The organism is Novosphingobium capsulatum NBRC 12533, assembly GCF_001598375.1.
Classification (GTDB): domain Bacteria; phylum Pseudomonadota; class Alphaproteobacteria; order Sphingomonadales; family Sphingomonadaceae; genus Novosphingobium; species Novosphingobium capsulatum.
Window position 1 is genome coordinate 101,987 of the sequence record NZ_BCYV01000004.1, and the last position, 19,491, is coordinate 121,477.

Here is a 19,491-nt window from a genome sequence, read left to right on the forward strand (position 1 = left end):
ATCTGGTCCTCTCTGTCGCACAGCGATGGGGAGGGGGACCACCCGCGCAGCGGGTGGTGGAGGGGCGGCTTAGCCTTCCATCCAATCGCGGAAGAAGGCTTCGTTCGCTTCGCGCAAGGCGGCAAGCGGCACGCCGGCCACTGCCTTGCCGCCGGTGGTGCCAAGCTTGGTGGCGCCGGCAAGCACCACGCCAGCCGGCGTGGTGACGACATAGCGCGACTGGTCTTCGCCAAAGGCCTGCGCGGTGGTGAGCGGGGCATCGAGCGTCACGCCGATGTTGCCGGCCAGCGCCATTTCGGTGAGCGCCACGAGCAGGCCGCCATCGGCCACGTCATGCACTGCCGTAACCTTGCCGTCGGCAATCCATTCGCGCACCAGTTCGCCGTTGCGGCGTTCCAGCGCGAGGTCGACCGCGGGAGCCTGGCCTTCTTCGCGGCCGAGGATTTCGCGCAGATAGAGCGACTGGCCCAGGTGGGTGCCTTCGGGGCCAAGCAGCCATACGGTTTCGCCCTCTGCCTTGAACGCCACGGTTGCCATGCGCGTGTGATCGAGCATCAGGCCAACGCCGCCGATGGCCGGCGTGGGCAGGATGGCCGAACCGCCGCCAGTGGCCTTGGATTCGTTGTAGAGCGAGACGTTGCCCGAGACGATCGGGTAATCGAGCGCGCGGCATGCATCGCCCATGCCTTCCAGGCAGCCCACGATCTGGCCCATGATTTCCGGGCGCTGCGGGTTGGCAAAGTTGAGGCAGTTGGTGATGGCGAGCGGCGTGGCGCCGACCGCGCAGATGTTGCGGAACGTCTCGGCCACGGCCTGCTTGCCGCCTTCATAGGGATCGGCAAAGCAATAGCGCGGGGTGCAGTCGGTGCTGATGGCCAGCGCCTTGTCGGTGCCGTGCACGCGTACCACGGCCGCATCGCCGCCGCTCTTCTGCAGCGTATCGGCGCCGACCTGGCTGTCGTATTGCTCGAAAATCCAGCGGCGGTTGGCAAGGTCCGGGCTGCCGATCAGCGTGACCAGGTCAGCACCGATGTCCGCGCTTTCGGGCAGGGCTTCGAGCGCAGCCGGCTTGGGCGTGGGCACGTGCGGGCGATCATAGAGCGGCGCATCATCGGCCAGCGGATCGAGCGGAATGTCGCACACGACTTCGCCGTTCCATTCCAGCACCATGTGGCCGGTGTCGGTCACTTCGCCGATCACGGCAAAGTCCAGCTCCCACTTGCGGAAAATCGCCTCGGCCATCGGCTCCTTGCCGGGCTTCAAGACCATGAGCATGCGCTCCTGGCTTTCCGAGAGCATCATTTCATAGGGCGTCATGCCCTCTTCGCGGCAAGGCACCATGTTCATGTTGAGGCGGATGCCGGCGCCGCCCTTGCTGGCCATTTCCACCGACGAGGAGGTGAGGCCGGCTGCGCCCATGTCCTGGATGGCGACGATGGCGTCGGTGGCCATGAGTTCGAGGCAGGCTTCGATCAGCAGCTTTTCGGTGAAGGGATCGCCCACCTGCACGGTCGGGCGCTTTTCATCGCTCTTCTCGTCGAAATCGGCGCTGGCCATCGTCGCGCCGTGGATGCCGTCGCGTCCGGTCTTGGAGCCGACATAGACGATGGGATTGCCCAGGCCCGTGGCCGCCGAGTAAAAGATCTTGTCGGTATCGGCCACGCCCACGGTCATCGCGTTGACCAGGATGTTGCCGTCATAGGCCTTGTGGAAATTGGTTTCGCCGCCAACCGTGGGCACGCCCACGCAGTTGCCATAGCCGCCGATGCCCGCCACCACGCCTTGGACCAGGTGCTTCATCTTGGGGTGATCGGGCCGGCCGAAACGCAGCGCATTCATGTTGGCCACCGGGCGCGCGCCCATGGTGAACACGTCGCGCAGGATGCCGCCAACGCCGGTGGCCGCGCCCTGATAGGGTTCGATGTAGCTGGGGTGGTTGTGGCTTTCCATCTTGAAGATGGCGGCCTGGCCATCGCCGATGTCGATCACGCCGGCGTTCTCGCCGGGGCCGCAGATCACCCACGGCGCTGTGGTCGGCAGCTTCTTCAAGTGGATGCGGCTCGACTTGTACGAGCAATGCTCTGACCACATGACCGAGAAGATACCCAGCTCGACCAGGTTGGGCTCGCGCCCCAGCGCGCCGAGCACGCGGGCGTATTCTTCTTCCGACAGGCCGTGAGCGGCGACGATTTCAGCGGTGATCTGGGACATGGGAAGCGCCCTTAGCCGCGTGCGCGCGTTTGCGCTAGGGGAAGAACACCCCAAAAGGCCGGTGACAGCCACGCGTTCCCCGCTTGACCGGCCCGGCCGGCGCGGCCATTGCTTGCCGCGATGGCTAGCACACCCGATATCGCCGCGCTCAGCTTCGAGGATGCGCTGAAGGAACTGGAAGTGGTGGTTCGCCGCCTGGAAAGTGGCGAGGCTCCGCTCGACGAATCGATCGACCTCTATGCCCGGGGCGAGGCCCTGCGCACGCATTGCCAGGCCCGGCTCGATGCCGCGCAGGCGCGAATCGAGGCGGTCGTGGCCGATCGCGAAGGGCGGCCGGCAGCAACCCGGCCGTTCGACGGGGCCTGATCGCGATGACCGCGCCCACGGGCAGCCCTGGCCTGCTCAAGCCGGCACTGGCCGCGATCCAGGCAGATGTCGACGCCAGCTTCGATGCGCTGCTGCCCCTGCCGGGTGATCCGCGCGATCGGCTGGTGCAAGCGATGCGCTATGCCACCATCGGTGGCGGCAAGCGGCTGCGCCCGCTGCTGGTGACGGCCACGGCCGCGATGTATGGCGTCGATCGCCAGGTGGCAGTGCGGGCAGGGACCGCGCTGGAGGCGATCCACGTCTATTCGCTGATCCACGATGACCTGCCGTGCATGGACAACGATGATCTGCGCCATGGCAAACCCACGGTGCACAAGGCGTTCGACGATGGCACCGCCGTGCTGGCGGGCGATGCGCTGCACGATTTCGCGTTCGAGATCCTGTCTGATCCCGCGATGAGCGGCGATCCGTTCGTGCGGGTCGAACTGATCCGTACCCTGGCCGTGAACAGCGGCACCAATGGCATGGCCGGCGGGCAGATGATGGATATCGTGGCCGAAACCGCCACGTTCGATCTGCCCACGGTGACCCGCCTGCAACAGCTCAAGACCGGCGCGCTTCTGGCCGCTGCGGTGGAAATGGGCGCGATCCTGGGGCGGCTGCCGCCCGAAGGCCGCACCCACCTGCGCGGCTATGCCCGCGATATCGGCCTGGCTTTCCAGATCGCGGACGATCTGCTCGACGCCGAAGGTGACGAGGCAGCCGCCGGCAAGGCGCTGCGCAAGGATGCCGTTGCCGGCAAGGAAACCTTCGTCTCGCTGCTTGGTGTCGAGCGCGCGCGCGAACAGGCGCGCATCCTGGTCGACCAGGCAATCGCCCACCTGGGCAGCCATGGCAGTGAGGCAGACCTGCTGCGCGAACTCGCGCGCTTCATCGTGGAAAGGAATCACTGATGGCGCAGCGCGTGGGCATTTATCCCGGCACGTTTGATCCGATCACGCTGGGCCATCTCGATATCATCCGTCGCGGTGCCAAGCTGGTGGACCAGTTGATCGTGGGCGTGACCACCAATCCGTCCAAGAACCCGATGTTCACGCCCGAAGAGCGGATGGACATGGTGCGCCGCGAACTGGACGAGCAGGGCATCGACAATGTCAGCGTGGTGGGTTTCAACGCCCTGCTGATGAAGTTTGCCGAAGCGCAGGGCGCCAGCGTTATCGTCCGCGGCCTGCGCGCCGTGGCCGATTTCGAATACGAATACCAGATGGCCGGGATGAACCAGCAGCTCAACGACCGGATCGAGACGGTCTTTCTGATGGCCGATGTCAGCCTGCAGCCGATTGCGTCCAAGCTGGTCAAGGAAATCGCGCTGTTCGGCGGCGACATTTCCGGCTTCGTTACCCCTACCGTGCGCGACGATGTGGTGGCCCGCGTAAACAGCATCGGCCGCCTGGGGGATTACTGAGCGCGCCATGCCGCCGCGCCGATCGCGTGTTTATTGCCGAATCGTTCATTGCAGTGTCAGCGCGCCGGGCCTAATCGGCGTTTCACATATTCCAACAAGGTGGCAGGCTTGATGATCGCCCGTTCGTTTTCCAAGGCCCTGATCTGCGCTGCCCTGGCAGCCTCGGCGGTCGTGTCCGGCCCGGCCATGGCGCAAAGCCGTGGGGAAAAGGCCCCGGCGCAGCCGTTCAAGATCGACAAGGTCGTGCCGCAGCACGAAATTACCTATGCCGTCGATACCGATCCGGCCCACGATCCTGAAAACGTGCTGGTGCTCGACCTGTCGAACGGCGGGCGCGTGCTGATCCGCCTGATGCCGCAATGGGCGCCCCACCATGTGGAGCGCATCAAGACGCTGACGCGCGAAGGCTTTTACAACGGCATCATCTTTCACCGCGTGATCGATGGGTTCATGGCGCAGACCGGCGATCCCACCGGCACGGGGCAGGGCGGATCGAAGCTGCCCGACCTTCAGGCCGAATTCAACGATGCCCCGCACATGCGCGGCACTGTGTCGATGGCCCGCACCAACGAGCCCAATTCGGCCAACAGCCAGTTCTTCATCGTGTTCTATCCGCGCTTTGCGCTCGATCACAAGTACACCAACTTTGGCCGCGTGATCAGCGGGATGGATGCGGTGGACACGATCGTGCGGGGCGAGCCGCCCAGCAACCCGACCAAAATCCTCCAGGCCTCGATCCTGGCTGACAACAAGCCGCGCCCGGCCTTGCCGGCGGCCGTGCCCACCGGCGCGATCACGCCCGACATGCTGAGCAAGTCGCGCACCAACTGAGCGGGCCTGGGGACGATTTAGGCTGCTTATCTCCCCTCCTCTTTAGAGGAGGGGCCGGGGGTGGTGCGAAGCCTGGCGCTACGCATCCACCACCCCCAACCCCCTCCTCTAAAGAGGATGGGGAGCCGGTGGCGTCATGTGCTTGCCCTGTGCCACGGCTGCGGCTAGCGCGCTCGCCATGCGTGTTGACCTATTCGATTTCGAACTGCCGCCCGAAAATATCGCCCTGCGCCCGGCTCGCCCGCGTGATGCGGCCAAGCTGCTGCATGTGGCCGGCGGGCAGCCGCTGAGCGACCATGTGGTGCGCGATCTGCCCAGCCTGCTGCGCCGCGGCGATGTGCTGGTGTTCAACGATACCCGCGTCATTCCGGCGCAACTCGAAGGCCGCCGGGGAGAGGCGCGGGTGGGCGCCACGCTGCACAAGCGGCTCGACCTGCGCCGCTGGCAGGCCTTCATCCGCAATGGCAAGCGGCTGCGTGCCGATGACGTGATCGATTTCGGCGCCGGCGTTTCCGCCACGGCCGAGGCGCGCCATGCCGATGGCAGCTGGACGCTGTTCTTCCCCGGGGATGAGCCGGTGGAAGTGCTGCTGGAACGGGCCGGCCGCATGCCGCTGCCGCCCTATATCGCCGGCAAGCGCGAGACCGACGCCCAGGATCGCCAGGATTACCAGACGATGTTCGCGCAAAAGGACGGGGCCGTTGCCGCGCCCACCGCCGCGCTGCATTTCACGCCAGAGCTGATGGCGGGGCTGGCCGACGCCGGCATCGCTCATGAAACGCTCACGCTGCATGTGGGGGCGGGCACGTTCCTCCCGGTCAAGGCCGATGACACCGCCGATCACCAGATGCATGCCGAATGGGGCCGGATCGAGCCCGAAACCGCGGCCCGGCTCAACGCCGCACGCGCGGCCGGTGGGCGCATCATCGCGGTGGGCACCACTTCGCTGCGCCTGCTGGAAAGCGCAGCCGACGACGCGCGCACGATCCATCCGTTCGAAGGGGATACCGCGATCTTTATCACCCCGGGCTATCGCTTCAAGGCGATCGACGGGCTGATGACCAATTTCCACCTGCCCAAGTCCACGCTGTTCATGCTGGTTTCGGCGCTGATGGGACTGGACACGATGCAGGCGGCCTATGCCCATGCCATCGCCACCGGCTATCGCTTTTACAGCTACGGCGACAGTTCACTGTTGGTGCCGTAATCAGCCGGCAAACCACTGCCACACCAGCCGCCCGGTCAGGGCCAGGCTGACCACGATCAGCAACGGGCGGATCAGCCGGGCGCCAAAGCGGGTGGCAAAGTGGCTGCCGATGATGGCACCGGTCATCGCCCCGGCGCCCATGCACAGGCCCAGCAGCCACAGCACATGGCCGCCCAGGGCAAAGACGATCACGCTGGCCAGGTTGCTGGTCACGTTGAGCAGCTTGGTCAGTCCGGTGGCGCGGGTCAGCCCCATGCCGCGCAGGGCCACCAGGGTGGTGGTGTAGAATTGCCCGGCGCCAGGGCCGAAGAACCCGTCATAGAAGCCCACGCCGCCCGCAACTGGCAGGAACTTGCGCGCGCCGAGGCGATCGTGGCGGTCGCCATCGTCCATGCGCGGAGAAAGCACGGTGTAAAGCGCCACGCCGATCAGCAGCACCGGCACGATCAGCGAGAGCACCTGTGGCTTGAAATGCTGGATCACCAGTGCGCCGATCAGCGCGCCGGCAAACGTGACGGCCACCAGCACGCCATTGCCGGCCAGGGTGAACAGCCCGGCGCGGTGATAGCGCCAGGTGGCCATCGTCGTGCCGCACATCGACTGGATCTTGTTGGTGCCCAGCGTCAGGTGCGGCGGTAGGCCCACCGTGATCAGCGCGGGCATCATGATCAGCCCGCCGCCACCGGCAATGGCATCGACCAGGCCGGTGATCACGGCAATCGCGGTCAGTACCGGATACATCCACGGCGTCGGCGTGAACGCGGGCGTCTGGGCAGCGGCAAGAGCAAGGTGAAACAGCGACATTTGCACGCCTTGGCGTTTGCGCCTAAGGGCCGCAACTGTTCTTTTGCCCCGGATGATTGCCCGCCCCCGATGACCCGCTTTTCGTTCCAGATTCACGCCACCAGTGGCAAGGCCCGCACCGGCACCATCCAGATGAAGCGGGGCGAGATCCGCACGCCGGCGTTCATGCCGGTGGGCACGGCGGCCACGGTCAAGGCAATGAAGGTGGAAGACGTACGCCGCACCGGCGCCGACATTATCCTGGGCAACACCTATCACCTGATGCTGCGCCCCGGCGCCGAACGCATGGCGCGGCTGGGTGGTCTCCACGCGTTCATGGGCTGGGATCGCCCGATCCTCACCGACAGCGGTGGCTATCAGGTGATGAGCCTGTCAGACCTGCGCAAGATCACCGAGGAAGGCGTCACGTTCGCCAGCCACCTCGATGGCTCGCGTCACATGCTCTCGCCCGAACGCTCGATGGAAATCCAGCGCTTGCTGGGCTCCGACATCGTGATGGCATTCGACGAATGCCCGCGTGCCGATCAGCCGCGCGACGTGATCGCCCGCTCGATGGAAATGTCGATGCGCTGGGCCCGCCGCAGCCGCGCCGGTTTCGACAGCGGGGAAGAGCATGCCGCGCGTTCGGCGCTGTTCGGCATCCAGCAAGGCGCGCTTGATGAAGGGCTGCGCCAGGCCAGTGCCGATGCCCTGCGCGATATCGGCTTTGACGGTTATGCCATCGGCGGCCTGGCGGTGGGCGAGGGGCAGGAGGCGATGTTCGCCACGCTCGATTTTGCGCCGTCGCAATTGCCGGCCGATCGCCCGCGCTACCTGATGGGCGTGGGCAAGCCCGATGACCTGGTCGGCGCGGTGGAGCGCGGGGTGGATATGTTCGATTGCGTGCTGCCCACGCGATCGGGCCGTAACGGGCAGGGCTTTACCTGGAACGGGCCGATCAACATGCGCAATGCCCGCCACGCCGAAGATACCGGCCCGCTGGACCCGCGCTGCACGTGCCCGGTCTGCGCCAAATACAGCCGCGCCTATCTGCATCACCTGCACAAGGCTGGCGAAATGCTGGGCGCCATGCTGCTGACCGAACACAACCTGTCGTTCTACCAGCAGCTGATGGCTGGTATGCGCGCGGCGATCGCCGAAGATCGTTTTACCGCGTTCGCCGCCGATTTCCGCCGGGACTATTTCAACCGGGAGTAAGCCGTCGGGCCGTCAGGCCGCGATCTGCGGTTGCGGCGTCATCACCACCTCGGTTTCGAGCCGGGTGCCGGGATATTGCGCGAATTCGCCGGTCCGGGTGTCGAGAAAGCCGGCGCCGATGGCGCTGGCCTGGGCCTTCGCTGTTTCCAGATCAGGATACCATTTGCCGCAACGGTGCGGCGTGACGAAGCGATACATCAGCATGCTGCGATAATGCTGGCGGCGCGATGCTGTTCCCATTTTCTGCTGCGTTCATGCGCAATTTGCGACGATCCGTTTGTTGCGGGAAACGGCTGAAAATATTGCTTTATTGTGTCTACCATTCGGCGGCCATCGCGGGCACCGTGGCGGCGAGGAATTCGATCCAGGCGCGGGTCTTGGCGGCCGGCCGGCGCGAGGGATGGGTGATCGCATGGACGGCGCCGAGCCCCGCCAGCGGCTGGTCCAGCACCACCTCTACCAGCCGCCCTTCGCGCAGGGCACGCGCGGCGATGAAGCGTGGACCATAGACCAGGCCAAGCCCTGCTGCCGCCGCTTCCACCAGCACGTCGCCATTGTCAGCCTGCAAGGTGCCGCGCACTGGCTGGTGGATCGTGCCATCCAGGCCAAAGCGCCAGACGTGCTGGCCAAACCGGGTCAGGGTGAAGCCCAGGCAATCATGCTGCACCAGATCGCTGACCTGGCTGGGGGTGCCGCGCTGGGCGAGGTAGGCAGGGGAGGCGCAGACCACCAGATGCATGTCGGCCAGTTTGCGCGCCACCAGGCTGCTGCCGACCAGGCGGCCGATGCGGATGGCCATGTCCCAGCGTTCTTCCACCAGATCGACCTGGCGATCGCTCATCCCCAGTTCCACGGTAATGCCGGGATAGCGCTGGTTGAAGGCGGCGACCAAGGGCGCGATGTGCAGCACGCCGAACGACATCGGGGCGCTCACCCGCAGCAGCCCTTCGATCGCCACGCTTTGCGCGGCTGCTTCTGCTTCGGCCTCGCGCAAGTCGGCCAGTACGCGTTCCGCCTTGTCGAGGTAAGCTGCGCCCGCCTCTGTCAGCGACAGGCGCCGCGTGGTACGGTGGACCAGCGTGGTGCCCAGCCGCGCCTCCAGCGCGGAAAGGTGCTTGGCCGCCATCGCCGGCGACATGTGCAGGGCGCGGGCGGCCGCAGAGAGGCCGCCCAGCCGCATCGCTTCGACGAACACCTCGATTCCGGTCAAGCGGTCAGCCACTGATTTCGCACCCTGGGTAAAAGGATAATCTCATGCTTGGCGTATTATCATCTGATGGTGGAAACGCCATCTTGCGCCCGATCATTTCACCGCTGATCATTGCAACAAGGACGATCCCTGTCATGACACGTACCAAGACTTTCGCCGCTCTGGCCCTGGCTCTTGCCGTTCCTGCCCTGGCCGCGCCGGCGCTGGTCGCCGCGCAGGCCACTGCCGCGCCTTCGGCCGTGCCGGCTGGCACCTATCAGGTGGAAACCCACCACACCCTGGCCGAATTCACCGTCAGCCACTTTGGCTTCAACGACTTTTTCGGCGTGATCCCCGGCGCGACCGGCACGATGACGCTCAACCCGGCCAACCTGGGTGCCACCACGCTGGACGTGGCGCTGCCGGTTTCGGCAATCTCCACCACCAACGCCACGCTCGATGGTGAACTCAAGAGCGCCGACTGGTTCGACGCTGCCAAGTATCCCACCATCCGCTTCGTCTCGCACAAGGTGGTGCCGACCGGCGATCGCACCGCGCGGATCGAGGGTGACCTGACGATGCACGGCGTGACCAAGCCCGTCACGCTCGACGCCACGTTTGGCGGCGCTGGCTCCAACCCGATGAGCAAGGCCTTCACCGTGGGCTTTGGCGCCACCGGCACGCTCAAGCGTTCGGATTTCGGCGTGAGCAAGTATGTGCCCTTCGTCAGCGACGAAGTGCGCCTCAAGATCACCGTGGCTTTCGAAAAGAAGGCCTGATCACGCGGCGTTCTGCCCGGTGCGCACCTGCGCATCGGGCATACGGTTTGGCCGCGTTTGGCGGGCAACAAAAAAGGCGGGGTGAAAGCCCCGCCTTTTCCGTTTGTCTCGTCCGTGAGGACCGACCGATCAGCGCGAATAGAATTCGACGACCAGGTTCGGTTCCATCTTCACCGGATAGGGCACTTCGTCGAGCGTCGGCACGCGCACGAAGGTGACCTTGTCGGCGCCTTCCTGGGCGACGTAGTCAGGCACTTCGCGTTCCGGCAGAGCCTGCGCTTCGGCGATCAGGGCCATTTCCTTGGCCTTGGTGCCCAGGGTGAGCACGTCGCCGGGGCGCACGCGGCGGCTGGCGATGTTGCACTTCACGCCGTTGACGCGGATGTGGCCGTGCGAAACGATCTGGCGAGCCGCAAAGATGGTCGGCGCGAACTTGGCGCGGTACACGACCATGTCGAGGCGCTGTTCGAGCAGGCCGATCAGGTTCTGACCGGTATCGCCCTTCATGTTCGACGCTTCCTGATAGGTGCGCTTGAACTGCTTTTCGGTCACGTCGCCGTAGTAGCCCTTGAGCTTCTGCTTGGCGCGCAGCTGGATGCCGAAGTCGGAAACCTTGCTCTTGCGGCGCTGGCCGTGCTGGCCCGGGCCATACGAGCGGCGGTTCACCGAGCTCTTGGGGCGGCCCCACAGGTTTTCACCAAGGCGACGGTCAATCTTGTACTTGGACGAATGGCGCTTCGACACGCGTTCGTTCCTTTCAACTAGCGTTTGGTCTGGGGAAGGCCGATGCCCTCCCGGCTGATGCCCGGAACCGCACCATCCCGCCAATTGTCGGGATGCGGCCACCACTTCACCGGACGTGTGGGGCCAATTGCGAAGGCGCGCCTAGAACAGGACACGCCCGCAGAGTCAAGGGAAAAGCTTATTCCCCGCGAGGCTCGGTGCCGGGCTTGCTGCCTGGCGCGCGGCGCATGGCAGACAGCACCCCGCGCAGCGTGCGGATTTCGAGATGATTCCAGCCCGGCTTGGTCAGCATGGTGCGCAGCGTGCGGCGCGTGGCCGCCGCGCGGTCTTCGGGCATGAAATAGCCGCGCGGTTCCAACAGGCCGCACAGCTGGGAAAACATGCCTTCAAAGTCTTCCTGCGGGGCAGGGGGCAGCATGTCTTCGACCGTGGGCTGCACCAGGGCGCCGGCGGCGTTCTGGTGCTTGGACCATTCATAGGCGCACAGGATCACTGCCTGGGCCAGGTTGAGCGAGCCGAATTCGGGGTTGATCGGCACGGTCAGGATGGTGCGCGCCAGGGCAACGTCATCGGTTTCCAGGCCCGAACGCTCTGGCCCGAACACCAGCGCGCTGCGGCCTTCCTCGACCACGATCGCGCGGGCCGCTTCCTCGGGCGTCACCACCGGCTTGGTCACCCCGCGCTTGCGCACGGTGGTGGCATAGACATGGGCGCAATCGGCCACGGCATCGGCCAGCGTTTCATAGACCTGAGCCCGTTCCAGCACCACGTCGGCGCCAGAGGCGGCCGGGCCGGCGGCGGGATTGGGCCAGCCATCGCGCGGCGATACCAGGCGCATGTCGGGCAGGCCAAAATTGAGCATGGCGCGCGCGGCCTTGCCGATGTTTTCGCCCAATTGCGGGCGCACGAGAACGATAACGGGCTGTGCAGGCATGGGTTACTTGGCCACTTCCTGGATGGAAGAGGCAAATTCCTCGAAATCACGGGCTTCGGAAAAATCGCGATAGACGCTGGCAAAGCGGATATAGGCGACGCTGTCGAGCTGGCGCAGCGCATCCATGACCATCTCGCCGATCACCTTGGAGGCGACCTCGCCATCGCCCATGGTCTCGATCTGGCGCTGGATGCCGGTGACCAGCTGATCCAGGCGTTCCTGCGTCACCGGGCGCTTGCGACAGGCGAGCGCGACGGACTGTTCGATCTTGGTGCGATCGAACGGCTCGCGGCGCGGCTCGCTGCCATCGCCCTTGTTCTTCACCACCAGAACCTCGCGCAGTTGCACGCGTTCGAACGTGGTGAAGCGGGCGCCGCAGCTTTCGCATTGGCGCCGCCGGCGGATCGAGGTGTTGTCCTCGGTCGGCCGGCTGTCCTTCACCTGGCTGTTGTCATGGGCGCAGAACGGGCAACGCAAACGCTCAAAGCTCCGGGTAGATGGGGAACTGCGCGCAGAGGTCCGCCACGGCGTCGCGCACGCGCTGTTCCACCTGGCCGTCGCCTTCTTCGCCATTGCGGGCCATGCCATCGACCACCTGGGCGATCAGCTGGCCGATCTGGCGGAACTCTGCCTCGCGGAAACCGCGCGTGGTGCCGGCCGGCGTACCCAGGCGGATACCCGAGGTGACGAAGGGCGAGCGCTTGTCGAACGGCACGCCGTTCTTGTTGCAGGTGAGCCAGGCGCGATCGAGGCCCTTTTCAGCGGCCTTGCCGGTCACGTCCTTGGCTGACAGGTCCACCAGCATGAGGTGGTTGTCGGTGCCGCCCGAAACGATGCCGAGCCCGGCATCCTTGAGGCTTTCCGCCAGCGCCTTTGCATTGGCCACGACCTGGTGGGCATAGGCCTTGAATTCGGGGCGCAGCGCATCGGCAAAGGCCACGGCCTTGGCCGCGATCACGTGGACCAGCGGGCCACCCTGCAGGCCGGGGAACACGGCGGTGTTGAACTTCTTGGCCAGCGCCTCGTCGTTGGTGAGGATGACGCCCGAACGCGGGCCGCGCAGGCTCTTGTGCGTGGTGGTGGTCACGACATGGGCATGCGGGATCGGCGAGGGGTGCGCGCCACCGGCGACCAGGCCGGAAATGTGCGACATGTCGACCAGCAGATACGCGCCCACTTCATCGGCAATGGCGCGGAACGCCTGCCAGTCCCAAGTGCGCGAATAGGCGGTGCCGCCCGCGATGATCAGCTTGGGCTTGTGCTCGCGCGCCAAGCGGGCCACTTCGTCCATGTCGATCTGGTGATCGTCGGCGCGCACGCCATAGGGAATGGGGTGGAACCACTTGCCGCTCATGTTGACCGGCGAACCGTGGGTAAGGTGGCCACCCGAGTTGAGATCGAGGCCCATGAAGCTGTCGCCCGGCTGCAGCAGCGCCAGGAACACGGCCTGGTTCATCTGGCTGCCCGAATTGGGCTGCACATTGGCGAAATTGCAGCCGAACAGCTGCTTGGCGCGTTCGATCGCCAGGTTTTCAACCACGTCGGCATATTCGCAGCCGCCGTAATAGCGCTTGCCCGGATAGCCTTCGGCATACTTGTTGGTCAGCACCGAGCCGGTGGCTTCAAGCACGGCGAGGCTGGTGATGTTTTCCGAGGCGATCAGCTCGATCTTGGTCTGCTGACGCTTGAGTTCACCCTGGATGGCGGCGAAGATTTCGGGATCGGCCGAGGCGAGATGCTCGGTGAAGAAGCCTGCCGTGCGGACTTCCGGCGATGCGGTGGCAGCGGTGGACATCGGGTGTGGCTCCTGGATCAGAGGGCTGGATTGGAAAGCTTGGTAACGCGGCGCACGTGGCGGTCGCCGGCAAAGGGCGTGGCGAGGAACGCCTCGACGCAGGCCTTGGCCATGTCGAGCCCGGTCAGCCGGGCGCCCATGGCCAGCACGTTGGCATCGTTGTGCTCACGCGAAAGCTTGGCCGAAAACGGCTCACCCACCAGGGCGCAGCGCACGGCCGGGTTGCGGTTGACGGCAATGGAAATACCGATGCCCGAGCCACACAGCGCGATGCCGCGTTCGGCTTCGCCGGCGGCCATGGCGCTGGCCAGCTTGTACCCGTAATCGGGATAGTCGACGCTGTCGCCGTTATAGGGGCCAAGGTCGGCCACATCGTGGCCCAGCTCGCCCAGCCACTGGACAAGATCGGCCTTGAGCGCCAGCGCGGCGTGATCGGAAGCAATGGCAATGCGCATGGTTTATAGCGGTTCCGGTTGCCTATGGTGGGGGTTCTGGCGTCCCCCTAAACCCATTGCGCGCGCTATGCCAGATTAATTGGCCTTATGATGCACCCTTTGCCCAGATGGGTGGGCAGCCCGGCGCGGCAGCCCACCCGTCGCCTCTCATTGCCCGGCGTGGGCAGCGGCGATCTTCTTGGCCACGTCGGGGTGCTGGGTCAGGTAGGTGGTCAGCTCTGCCTTGAGATTCTTGGCCATGCCCATGCCCACTTCCATCCCGTCGCGGTTCATCGCGGTCATCACGGTAACCACGTCAGGATCCTGCATCAGGTCGGCCGAGCGCGAGAGATAGTGGCTACCTGCCGGCGTCTGGGCGAAGGCCAGAATGGCGCGAAGGTCTTCGTGCGAGAAATGGCGGACATAGGCGCGGGTCATGGCATCAACGAGTTCGGGCATGCGGCGCTCCATCGCCGGGCGCATCGCCGCGGGCATCGTTTCGAACATGCGCGCGAAGATCTGCTGCAAGCCGGGATCGTCCACGCCCATGATGCCGGCCATGTTGCCCTGCATGGCGCCCATCATCGTCTTGGTGACGCGCTCGACAATTGCCACCCGCTGTTCGGGCGGCAGGATAACCGCGATGATCTGGCTGGCCACTTGCAGATCGGCAGGATCGAGCGGGCGTGCCGCCGGGGGCGGCGCCGTCTGCGCCTGCGCGGCAGCGGGCAGGGCCACGGCGCTGGCCAGCGGGGCGAGGGCCAGGGCGGCAAGGGCAACGGTTTGGCGGGCAGGCAACATTGGCGGAAACTCCCGGAGGACAAGCCGGGCGAAAGCCGGTGTCGCGGTTCTGTTCGTTGCGCCTTGTTGCGGGCCGGTCAAGGGCGGAAAGCCCAGTGTCAAAAGGATTTATTCGGGCTGCCATAACACGAAACGGGGCGGCATCGCTGCCACCCCGTCCCGATTGTCATGCTGTGCGATGCGATCAGCGGAACGAACCGCTGAACGAGACACCGATCGTGCGCGGATCGTTGTAGATCCCGGCGCGATAGTTGGAGGTGTCGATCACGCCGACCAGGTTGCGCTTGTTCGTCAGGTTGCGGGCGAACACCGCCAACTCGTAGCGACCAAACGCGAAGCCGGCCTTGGCGCCCAGCTCGTAGTTGCCGTCAGAGGTGTATTCCACCGTCTTGTAGGGCACGTACATGGTATAGCCCTGCAGGTTGAAGTCTGCGCCGACGAACGCCTTGAAGTCGTCGTTCAGCGGCAGGTCGTACCGGCCCGACAGGTTGAGGTTGAAGCGCGGCGCGTTGGGCAGCGAATTGCCGTTGATCTGCGCAAAGTAGTTCGCGCCGACCTTGTTGACCGGGTTGAGCACGGTTTCCGACAGCACGCCACCAGCCGAACCGGCCTGGGCAAACACGTTGGGGTCCTTGACCTCGGTGTGCAGCACGCTCACGCCAATGTCGAAGCGCAGGTTCTTCGACGGACGCAGGCCCACTTCCGCTTCGGCGCCATAGCCCACGGCCTTGTCGGCATTGAACAGCACGCCGCTGCCATTGCTGTCGTTGCCGTTCAACTGGATGTCGGTGACGGTGTAGTAGAACCCGGTGAGGTTGAACGTCAGCGCGTTATCCAGCCAGGCGCTCTTGATGCCGGCTTCCCACGAGGTGTTCTTTTCCGAATTGGCCGTGGTGAACGGCGAATTGAACACGGCCGAGCGACCCTGGATCGTCGGGCCACGGAAGCCGCGCGCCACGCGGGCAAAGAACGACAGGTCGGAATTGGCGCGATAGAGCAGGCTGGCGTCAAAGCTCGGCTGCGTGTCCGACAGGCGCACGTTGCGCGGTGCCGTGGCCGGGAAGGTCACCACGCCGGCGGCCGTATCGGCCGTCTTGAGCAGGGTGGTGGTCTTGGTGTCGTTGGACAGGCGCGCGCCGGCGGTGAAGCGCAGCTTTTCGGTCAGGTCATAGCTGGCCTGGCCAAACACCGCCCAGCTGGTGTTGACGTTGTGCAGCAGCACCCAGTTGTTGGGGTTTGCACCCGGCGCGCCAGCGTTGAGGAAGTAGCCGCGCTGGTCGAACTCGGTGTAATCGCGCGAGTCGAAGTAGATGCCGCCGAGCTGCCACTTGAAACGGGCCGCGTCGGGGCTCGCCAGGCGCACTTCCTGGCTCCACTGGTTGAGGCTGCGCAGCACGCCGCGCGATTCGCCAAAGCCGGCGCCGCCGAAGTTGGCCGCCGCACCGCCGTCGGTGTCACCCCGGCTCGAACCGTGCGACGCTTCATAGGCCGTGATCGAGGTCAGCGTCATGCTGCCGATGTCCTGCACGGCCTTGAGCGAGACGCCCTTGGTCTTGTAGGCCTGCGGGTTGTTGCCGCCTTCGTCATAGGCCACGTTGGTCAGGTCCAGGTTCTGCGGCACGGTGTGCGTGCCCTTCTGGATCGAACCGCGGTAGAAGATCGAGGCGCTGCCGTCGTAATCGCGATAGTGGCCCGACAGGCGCAGCGACAGGGTTTCGGTCGGCTGGGCCAGCAGCTGCAGGCGCACGTCGCGCTCGTTGAATCCGCCCATGACGTTGTTGCCGGGCTTGGTGCCGTCGTCGCTGACGCCGGTGTAGGTGTTGTTGATCCAGTTGTCGCGGTGCTGGTACAGGCCCGACAGGCGGAAGCTGACGCGGCCGTCAGAAGTCAGCGGACCACCGACGCCGGCGTCGATGTTCACGCTGTTGCGGCTGCCCCAGCTGGCGCTGGCCTGGCCGGCCCAGGTTGCGGTGGGCTGGGCGGTGTCGAACTTGACGATACCGGCCGTGGTGTTGCGGCCGAACAGCGAACCCTGCGGGCCGCGCAGCACTTCCACCTGGGCGATGTCGAACGCCGGGTTGGACTTGAGCACCACGTGCTCCATCACCACGTCGTCCTGGATCACCGACACCGGCTGCGAAGCGCCGAGGTAGAAGTCGATGTTGCCAAGGCCGCGGATGTAGAAGCGCGGGAAGATGCGGCCCGTGGTCGATTCGACGTTGAGGCTGGGCACGCGGCCAGCGAGCGAGAGCAGCGTGTCAGCGCCGGCGGCCTGAAGGTTGTGCAGCAGTTCGGGCTTCATCACGGCCACCGACACCGGCACCGACATGATGTTTTCCTGGCGGCGCTCTGCCGTCACGACGATGGCATTGCCGGCATCGTCAGCAGCGGCGGCGGCGGGCGCAGCGGGTGCAGCATCCTGGGCAAAGGCGGCAGGTGCGATGGCCGCAAAGGCGGCCCCCGCCAGCATGGCGGAAGCGAAACGGGTGGTACGCATGGAATTTCCCCTGACGGAAAGGACGCGGTCTTTGCCGCTGTTGTGTGATCCGGCCGGGCTATTAGCGTTTTGTGTCAAGCCTGTGTCAGACTAATGCAAGGGTGTGTCGGTTTCAGTTGATACTGATGCCGCATTGCAACACATCGCGACCAGACGAAAAGAGGCGCCGGGCCGGAGCCGGGCGCCTCTCTTGGCGTAGCGCGCTTGCGGCAGTGCCGCAGGGCTTACTGATCGAGGAACGAGCGCATCTTGCGGCTGCGGCTCGGGTGCTTGAGCTTGCGCAGCGCCTTGGCTTCGATCTGACGAATGCGTTCGCGCGTCACCGAGAACTGCTGGCCAACTTCTTCCAGCGTGTGATCGGTGTTCATGCCGATGCCGAACCGCATGCGCAGCACGCGTTCCTCGCGCGGGGTCAGGCTGGCCAGAACGCGGGTGACGGTTTCCTTGAGATTGGCCTGGATGGCCGCATCCACCGGGATGATCGCGTTCTTGTCCTCGATGAAATCGCCCAGGTGCGAATCTTCCTCGTCGCCGATCGGCGTTTCGAGGCTGATCGGCTCCTTGGCGATCTTCATCACCTTGCGCACCTTTTCGAGCGGCATCGACAGGCGCTCGGCCATTTCCTCGGGCGTGGGCTCGCGGCCCTGCTCGTGCAGGAACTGGCGGCTGGTGCGAACCAGCTTGTTGATCGTCTCGATCATGTGCACCGGAATGCGGATGGTGCGCGCCTGGTCGGCGATCGAGCGGGTGATCGCCTGGCGGATCCACCAGGTGGCATAGGTGCTGAACTTGTAGCCGCGGCGGTACTCGAACTTGTCCACCGCCTTCATCAGGCCGATATTGCCTTCCTGGATGAGGTCCAGGAACTGCAGGCCGCGGTTGGTGTACTTCTTGGCGATCGAGATCACGAGGCGCAGGTTCGCTTCGACCATTTCCTTCTTGGCGATGCGCGCCTCGCGCTCACCCTTCTGGACCATGTTCACGATGCGGCGGAACTCGGCCAGCTGCATGCCCGTGGCCGAGGCAATGTCGGCCACTTCGGCGCGGATGCGTTCGACCGCGCCCGCTTCGGTGGCGGCAAAGGCCGCCCACTTCTTGTCGCGCGTGGCGAGCGACTGCAACCAGCCTTCGTCCAGCTCGCGCCCGACGTAGTGATCGAGGAAGTCCTTGCGGCTCACCTTGTGGCGCTCGGCCAGGCGCAGCATCTGCCCGCCCAGCGTGGTCAGCCGGCGGTTGAACGCATAGAGGTTGTCGACCAGGTATTCGATCTTGGAAGCGTGGAACTGCACGCTTTCCACCTGCGCGGTCAGTTCCTCGCGCAGCTTGTGATATTCGGTTTCCTTGGCGGCCGAGAACGGCAGGCCCAGGCCCAGCGCGTCAAGACGCTCGCCCTGGAGCTTTTCAAAGGCGCGGAACAGGCTGGTGATTTCGGCAAAACGCTCCAGCGCGGCAGGCTTGAGCGTGGCTTCCATCTGGGCGAGGGAAAGGGTGTTGTCTTCCTCTTCCTCTTCCGCCGGACGGGCGCGGCGCTCGCGCAGCTCGTCGTCCTCGTCCTCGGTTTCCTCTTCCTCGACGTCTTCCTCTTCCTTGAAGGAAGGGCCAGCGGTGGCCTCGCTGATTTCGCCGTCGGCTTCCTCGCCGTCTTCGGACAGGTTCTCGGGCTGCGGTTCCTTGGACAGCATGGCATCGAGATCGAGAATCTCGCGCAGCTGCATTTCGCCCGCGTTGAGCGCTTCGGACCACTGGATGATGGCGTGGAAGGTAATCGGGCTTTCGCACAGGCCCATGATCATGGTGTCGCGGCCGGCTTCGATGCGCTTCGCAATGGCGATTTCGCCCTCGCGGCTGAGCAGTTCCACCGCGCCCATTTCGCGCAGGTACATGCGCACCGGATCGTCGGTGCGTTCGATGGTTTCCTTGCGCTTTTCAACTACCGGGCGGTCGTCCATCCCGGTGTCGTTGTCTTCGGCTTCCTCAGCCTCGCGCTCTTCGGGATCGACCGCGTCCTCGTCGCTCTCGACGATGTTGACGCCCATTTCCGAGATCGCGGCCATGATGTCCTCGATCTGCTCGGAGGACATCTGGTCTTGCGGCAAAGCTTCGTTCAGCTCGTCATACGTGATGACGCCGCGACGCTTGGCGCGCGCGATCAGCTTCTTGATCGAAGCCTCGTTAAGGTCGATCAGCGGTGCATCGCCGCTATCGGTCTTGTCGTTGGAAGCCATTAACCCCGATACCACCCTTTGACGTCGTGCCGCATTGGGCCCCATCGGTGC

The 19,491-nt window shown here is 65.1% G+C and carries 19 protein-coding genes; 7 read left to right on the plus strand and 12 right to left on the minus strand.

The features are described from left to right. Window positions 1–69 precede the first annotated feature (69 nt). Window positions 70–2,211 carry a phosphoribosylformylglycinamidine synthase subunit PurL gene (gene purL, locus SCA01S_RS01490; RefSeq protein ID WP_062782184.1) on the minus strand — a complete coding sequence of 714 codons (2,142 nt, stop codon included), beginning with the start codon at window positions 2,209–2,211 and terminating at the stop codon, window positions 70–72. 120 nt (window positions 2,212–2,331) lie between these two features. On the opposite strand from purL, the gene SCA01S_RS01495 reads away from it, so the two are divergent. The 5 genes from SCA01S_RS01495 (at window position 2,332) to queA (ending at window position 6,041) form a co-directional block, all read left to right on the plus strand. Further along, window positions 2,332–2,577: an exodeoxyribonuclease VII small subunit gene (locus SCA01S_RS01495; protein ID WP_028657669.1), complete on the plus strand. Its 246-nt coding sequence runs from the start codon at window positions 2,332–2,334 to the stop codon at window positions 2,575–2,577. Between the two features lie 5 nt (window positions 2,578–2,582). Further along, entirely contained in the window at window positions 2,583–3,491 is a 909-nt protein-coding gene (locus SCA01S_RS01500; RefSeq protein ID WP_062782188.1) for a polyprenyl synthetase family protein, read from the plus strand. Then, the gene (gene coaD, locus SCA01S_RS01505; RefSeq protein ID WP_022675573.1) at window positions 3,491–4,003 is read left to right on the plus strand and encodes a pantetheine-phosphate adenylyltransferase; all 513 of its coding nucleotides are present in this window, start codon (window positions 3,491–3,493) and stop codon (window positions 4,001–4,003) included. The genes SCA01S_RS01500 and coaD overlap by 1 nt, the downstream gene beginning before the upstream one ends. 111 nt (window positions 4,004–4,114) lie before the next feature. Beyond that, on the plus strand, window positions 4,115–4,834 hold the full coding sequence (locus tag SCA01S_RS01510) for a peptidylprolyl isomerase (RefSeq protein ID WP_022675574.1): 720 nt from the start codon (window positions 4,115–4,117) through the stop codon (window positions 4,832–4,834). 178 nt (window positions 4,835–5,012) lie between these two features. After that, on the plus strand, window positions 5,013–6,041 hold the full coding sequence (queA, locus tag SCA01S_RS01515) for a tRNA preQ1(34) S-adenosylmethionine ribosyltransferase-isomerase QueA (RefSeq protein WP_062782191.1): 1,029 nt from the start codon (window positions 5,013–5,015) through the stop codon (window positions 6,039–6,041). Here queA and SCA01S_RS01520 read toward each other — a convergent pair whose 3' ends face one another. Then, entirely contained in the window at window positions 6,042–6,845 is an 804-nt protein-coding gene (locus tag SCA01S_RS01520) for a TSUP family transporter (RefSeq protein ID WP_084390718.1), read from the minus strand. Between the two features lie 69 nt (window positions 6,846–6,914). Between SCA01S_RS01520 and tgt the strand changes: the two genes are divergently transcribed. Then, a complete protein-coding gene (tgt, locus tag SCA01S_RS01525) occupies window positions 6,915–8,042 on the plus strand; it encodes a tRNA guanosine(34) transglycosylase Tgt (protein WP_022675577.1) in 1,128 nt (375 codons plus the stop codon). 12 nt (window positions 8,043–8,054) lie between these two features. Here tgt and SCA01S_RS01530 read toward each other — a convergent pair whose 3' ends face one another. Both SCA01S_RS01530 and SCA01S_RS01535 read right to left on the minus strand, forming a co-directional pair. Beyond that, on the minus strand, window positions 8,055–8,282 hold the full coding sequence (locus SCA01S_RS01530) for a hypothetical protein (protein ID WP_022675578.1): 228 nt from the start codon (window positions 8,280–8,282) through the stop codon (window positions 8,055–8,057). Window positions 8,283–8,358: 76 nt separating this feature from the next. Next, entirely contained in the window at window positions 8,359–9,264 is a 906-nt protein-coding gene (locus SCA01S_RS01535; protein WP_062782194.1) for a LysR family transcriptional regulator, read from the minus strand. Between the two features lie 122 nt (window positions 9,265–9,386). Between SCA01S_RS01535 and SCA01S_RS01540 the strand changes: the two genes are divergently transcribed. Then, window positions 9,387–10,010 (plus strand): YceI family protein, encoded by a 624-nt coding sequence (locus SCA01S_RS01540; RefSeq protein WP_054132241.1) that lies wholly within the window; start codon window positions 9,387–9,389, stop codon window positions 10,008–10,010. Between the two features lie 129 nt (window positions 10,011–10,139). Here the strand turns inward: SCA01S_RS01540 and rpsD are convergent, their stop codons facing one another. The 8 genes from rpsD to rpoD all read right to left on the minus strand — a co-directional run bounded on the left by rpsD (window position 10,140) and on the right by rpoD (window position 19,440). Next, a complete protein-coding gene (rpsD, locus tag SCA01S_RS01545) occupies window positions 10,140–10,754 on the minus strand; it encodes a 30S ribosomal protein S4 (protein ID WP_022675581.1) in 615 nt (204 codons plus the stop codon). Between the two features lie 178 nt (window positions 10,755–10,932). Continuing rightward, window positions 10,933–11,688, minus strand: a complete 756-nt coding sequence (locus SCA01S_RS01550) for an RNA methyltransferase (protein WP_062782197.1) — start codon at window positions 11,686–11,688, stop codon at window positions 10,933–10,935. Between the two features lie 3 nt (window positions 11,689–11,691). Beyond that, window positions 11,692–12,129, minus strand: a complete 438-nt coding sequence (nrdR, locus tag SCA01S_RS01555) for a transcriptional regulator NrdR (RefSeq protein ID WP_369801299.1) — start codon at window positions 12,127–12,129, stop codon at window positions 11,692–11,694. Between the two features lie 40 nt (window positions 12,130–12,169). Next, the gene (glyA, locus tag SCA01S_RS01560) at window positions 12,170–13,483 is read right to left on the minus strand and encodes a serine hydroxymethyltransferase (RefSeq protein WP_062782200.1); all 1,314 of its coding nucleotides are present in this window, start codon (window positions 13,481–13,483) and stop codon (window positions 12,170–12,172) included. Window positions 13,484–13,500: 17 nt separating this feature from the next. Then, window positions 13,501–13,938, minus strand: coding sequence for a ribose 5-phosphate isomerase B (gene rpiB / locus SCA01S_RS01565; protein ID WP_022675585.1), 438 nt, complete (start codon window positions 13,936–13,938; stop codon window positions 13,501–13,503). Window positions 13,939–14,085: 147 nt separating this feature from the next. After that, on the minus strand, window positions 14,086–14,718 hold the full coding sequence (locus tag SCA01S_RS01570) for a DUF2059 domain-containing protein (RefSeq protein WP_062782202.1): 633 nt from the start codon (window positions 14,716–14,718) through the stop codon (window positions 14,086–14,088). Between the two features lie 184 nt (window positions 14,719–14,902). Then, complete coding sequence (locus SCA01S_RS01575) at window positions 14,903–17,215, minus strand: TonB-dependent receptor (RefSeq protein WP_062782205.1); 2,313 nt, start codon at window positions 17,213–17,215, stop codon at window positions 14,903–14,905. A gap of 224 nt (window positions 17,216–17,439) precedes the next feature. Further along, window positions 17,440–19,440 carry an RNA polymerase sigma factor RpoD gene (gene rpoD / locus SCA01S_RS01580; protein ID WP_022675588.1) on the minus strand — a complete coding sequence of 667 codons (2,001 nt, stop codon included), beginning with the start codon at window positions 19,438–19,440 and terminating at the stop codon, window positions 17,440–17,442. Between the last annotated feature and the right edge of the window lie 51 nt (window positions 19,441–19,491).

Coding starts and splice junctions, on each gene's coding strand:
- purL (WP_062782184.1), bottom strand. CDS start 2,211: ATGTCCCAGATCACCGCTGAAATCGTCGCCGCTCACGGCCTGTCGGAA.
- SCA01S_RS01495 (WP_028657669.1), top strand. CDS start 2,332: ATGGCTAGCACACCCGATATCGCCGCGCTCAGCTTCGAGGATGCGCTG.
- SCA01S_RS01500 (WP_062782188.1), top strand. CDS start 2,583: ATGACCGCGCCCACGGGCAGCCCTGGCCTGCTCAAGCCGGCACTGGCC.
- coaD (WP_022675573.1), top strand. CDS start 3,491: ATGGCGCAGCGCGTGGGCATTTATCCCGGCACGTTTGATCCGATCACG.
- SCA01S_RS01510 (WP_022675574.1), top strand. CDS start 4,115: ATGATCGCCCGTTCGTTTTCCAAGGCCCTGATCTGCGCTGCCCTGGCA.
- queA (WP_062782191.1), top strand. CDS start 5,013: ATGCGTGTTGACCTATTCGATTTCGAACTGCCGCCCGAAAATATCGCC.
- SCA01S_RS01520 (WP_084390718.1), bottom strand. CDS start 6,845: ATGTCGCTGTTTCACCTTGCTCTTGCCGCTGCCCAGACGCCCGCGTTC.
- tgt (WP_022675577.1), top strand. CDS start 6,915: ATGACCCGCTTTTCGTTCCAGATTCACGCCACCAGTGGCAAGGCCCGC.
- SCA01S_RS01530 (WP_022675578.1), bottom strand. CDS start 8,282: ATGGGAACAGCATCGCGCCGCCAGCATTATCGCAGCATGCTGATGTAT.
- SCA01S_RS01540 (WP_054132241.1), top strand. CDS start 9,387: ATGACACGTACCAAGACTTTCGCCGCTCTGGCCCTGGCTCTTGCCGTT.
- SCA01S_RS01550 (WP_062782197.1), bottom strand. CDS start 11,688: ATGCCTGCACAGCCCGTTATCGTTCTCGTGCGCCCGCAATTGGGCGAA.
- glyA (WP_062782200.1), bottom strand. CDS start 13,483: ATGTCCACCGCTGCCACCGCATCGCCGGAAGTCCGCACGGCAGGCTTC.
- rpiB (WP_022675585.1), bottom strand. CDS start 13,938: ATGCGCATTGCCATTGCTTCCGATCACGCCGCGCTGGCGCTCAAGGCC.
- SCA01S_RS01570 (WP_062782202.1), bottom strand. CDS start 14,718: ATGTTGCCTGCCCGCCAAACCGTTGCCCTTGCCGCCCTGGCCCTCGCC.
- SCA01S_RS01575 (WP_062782205.1), bottom strand. CDS start 17,215: ATGCGTACCACCCGTTTCGCTTCCGCCATGCTGGCGGGGGCCGCCTTT.
- rpoD (WP_022675588.1), bottom strand. CDS start 19,440: ATGGCTTCCAACGACAAGACCGATAGCGGCGATGCACCGCTGATCGAC.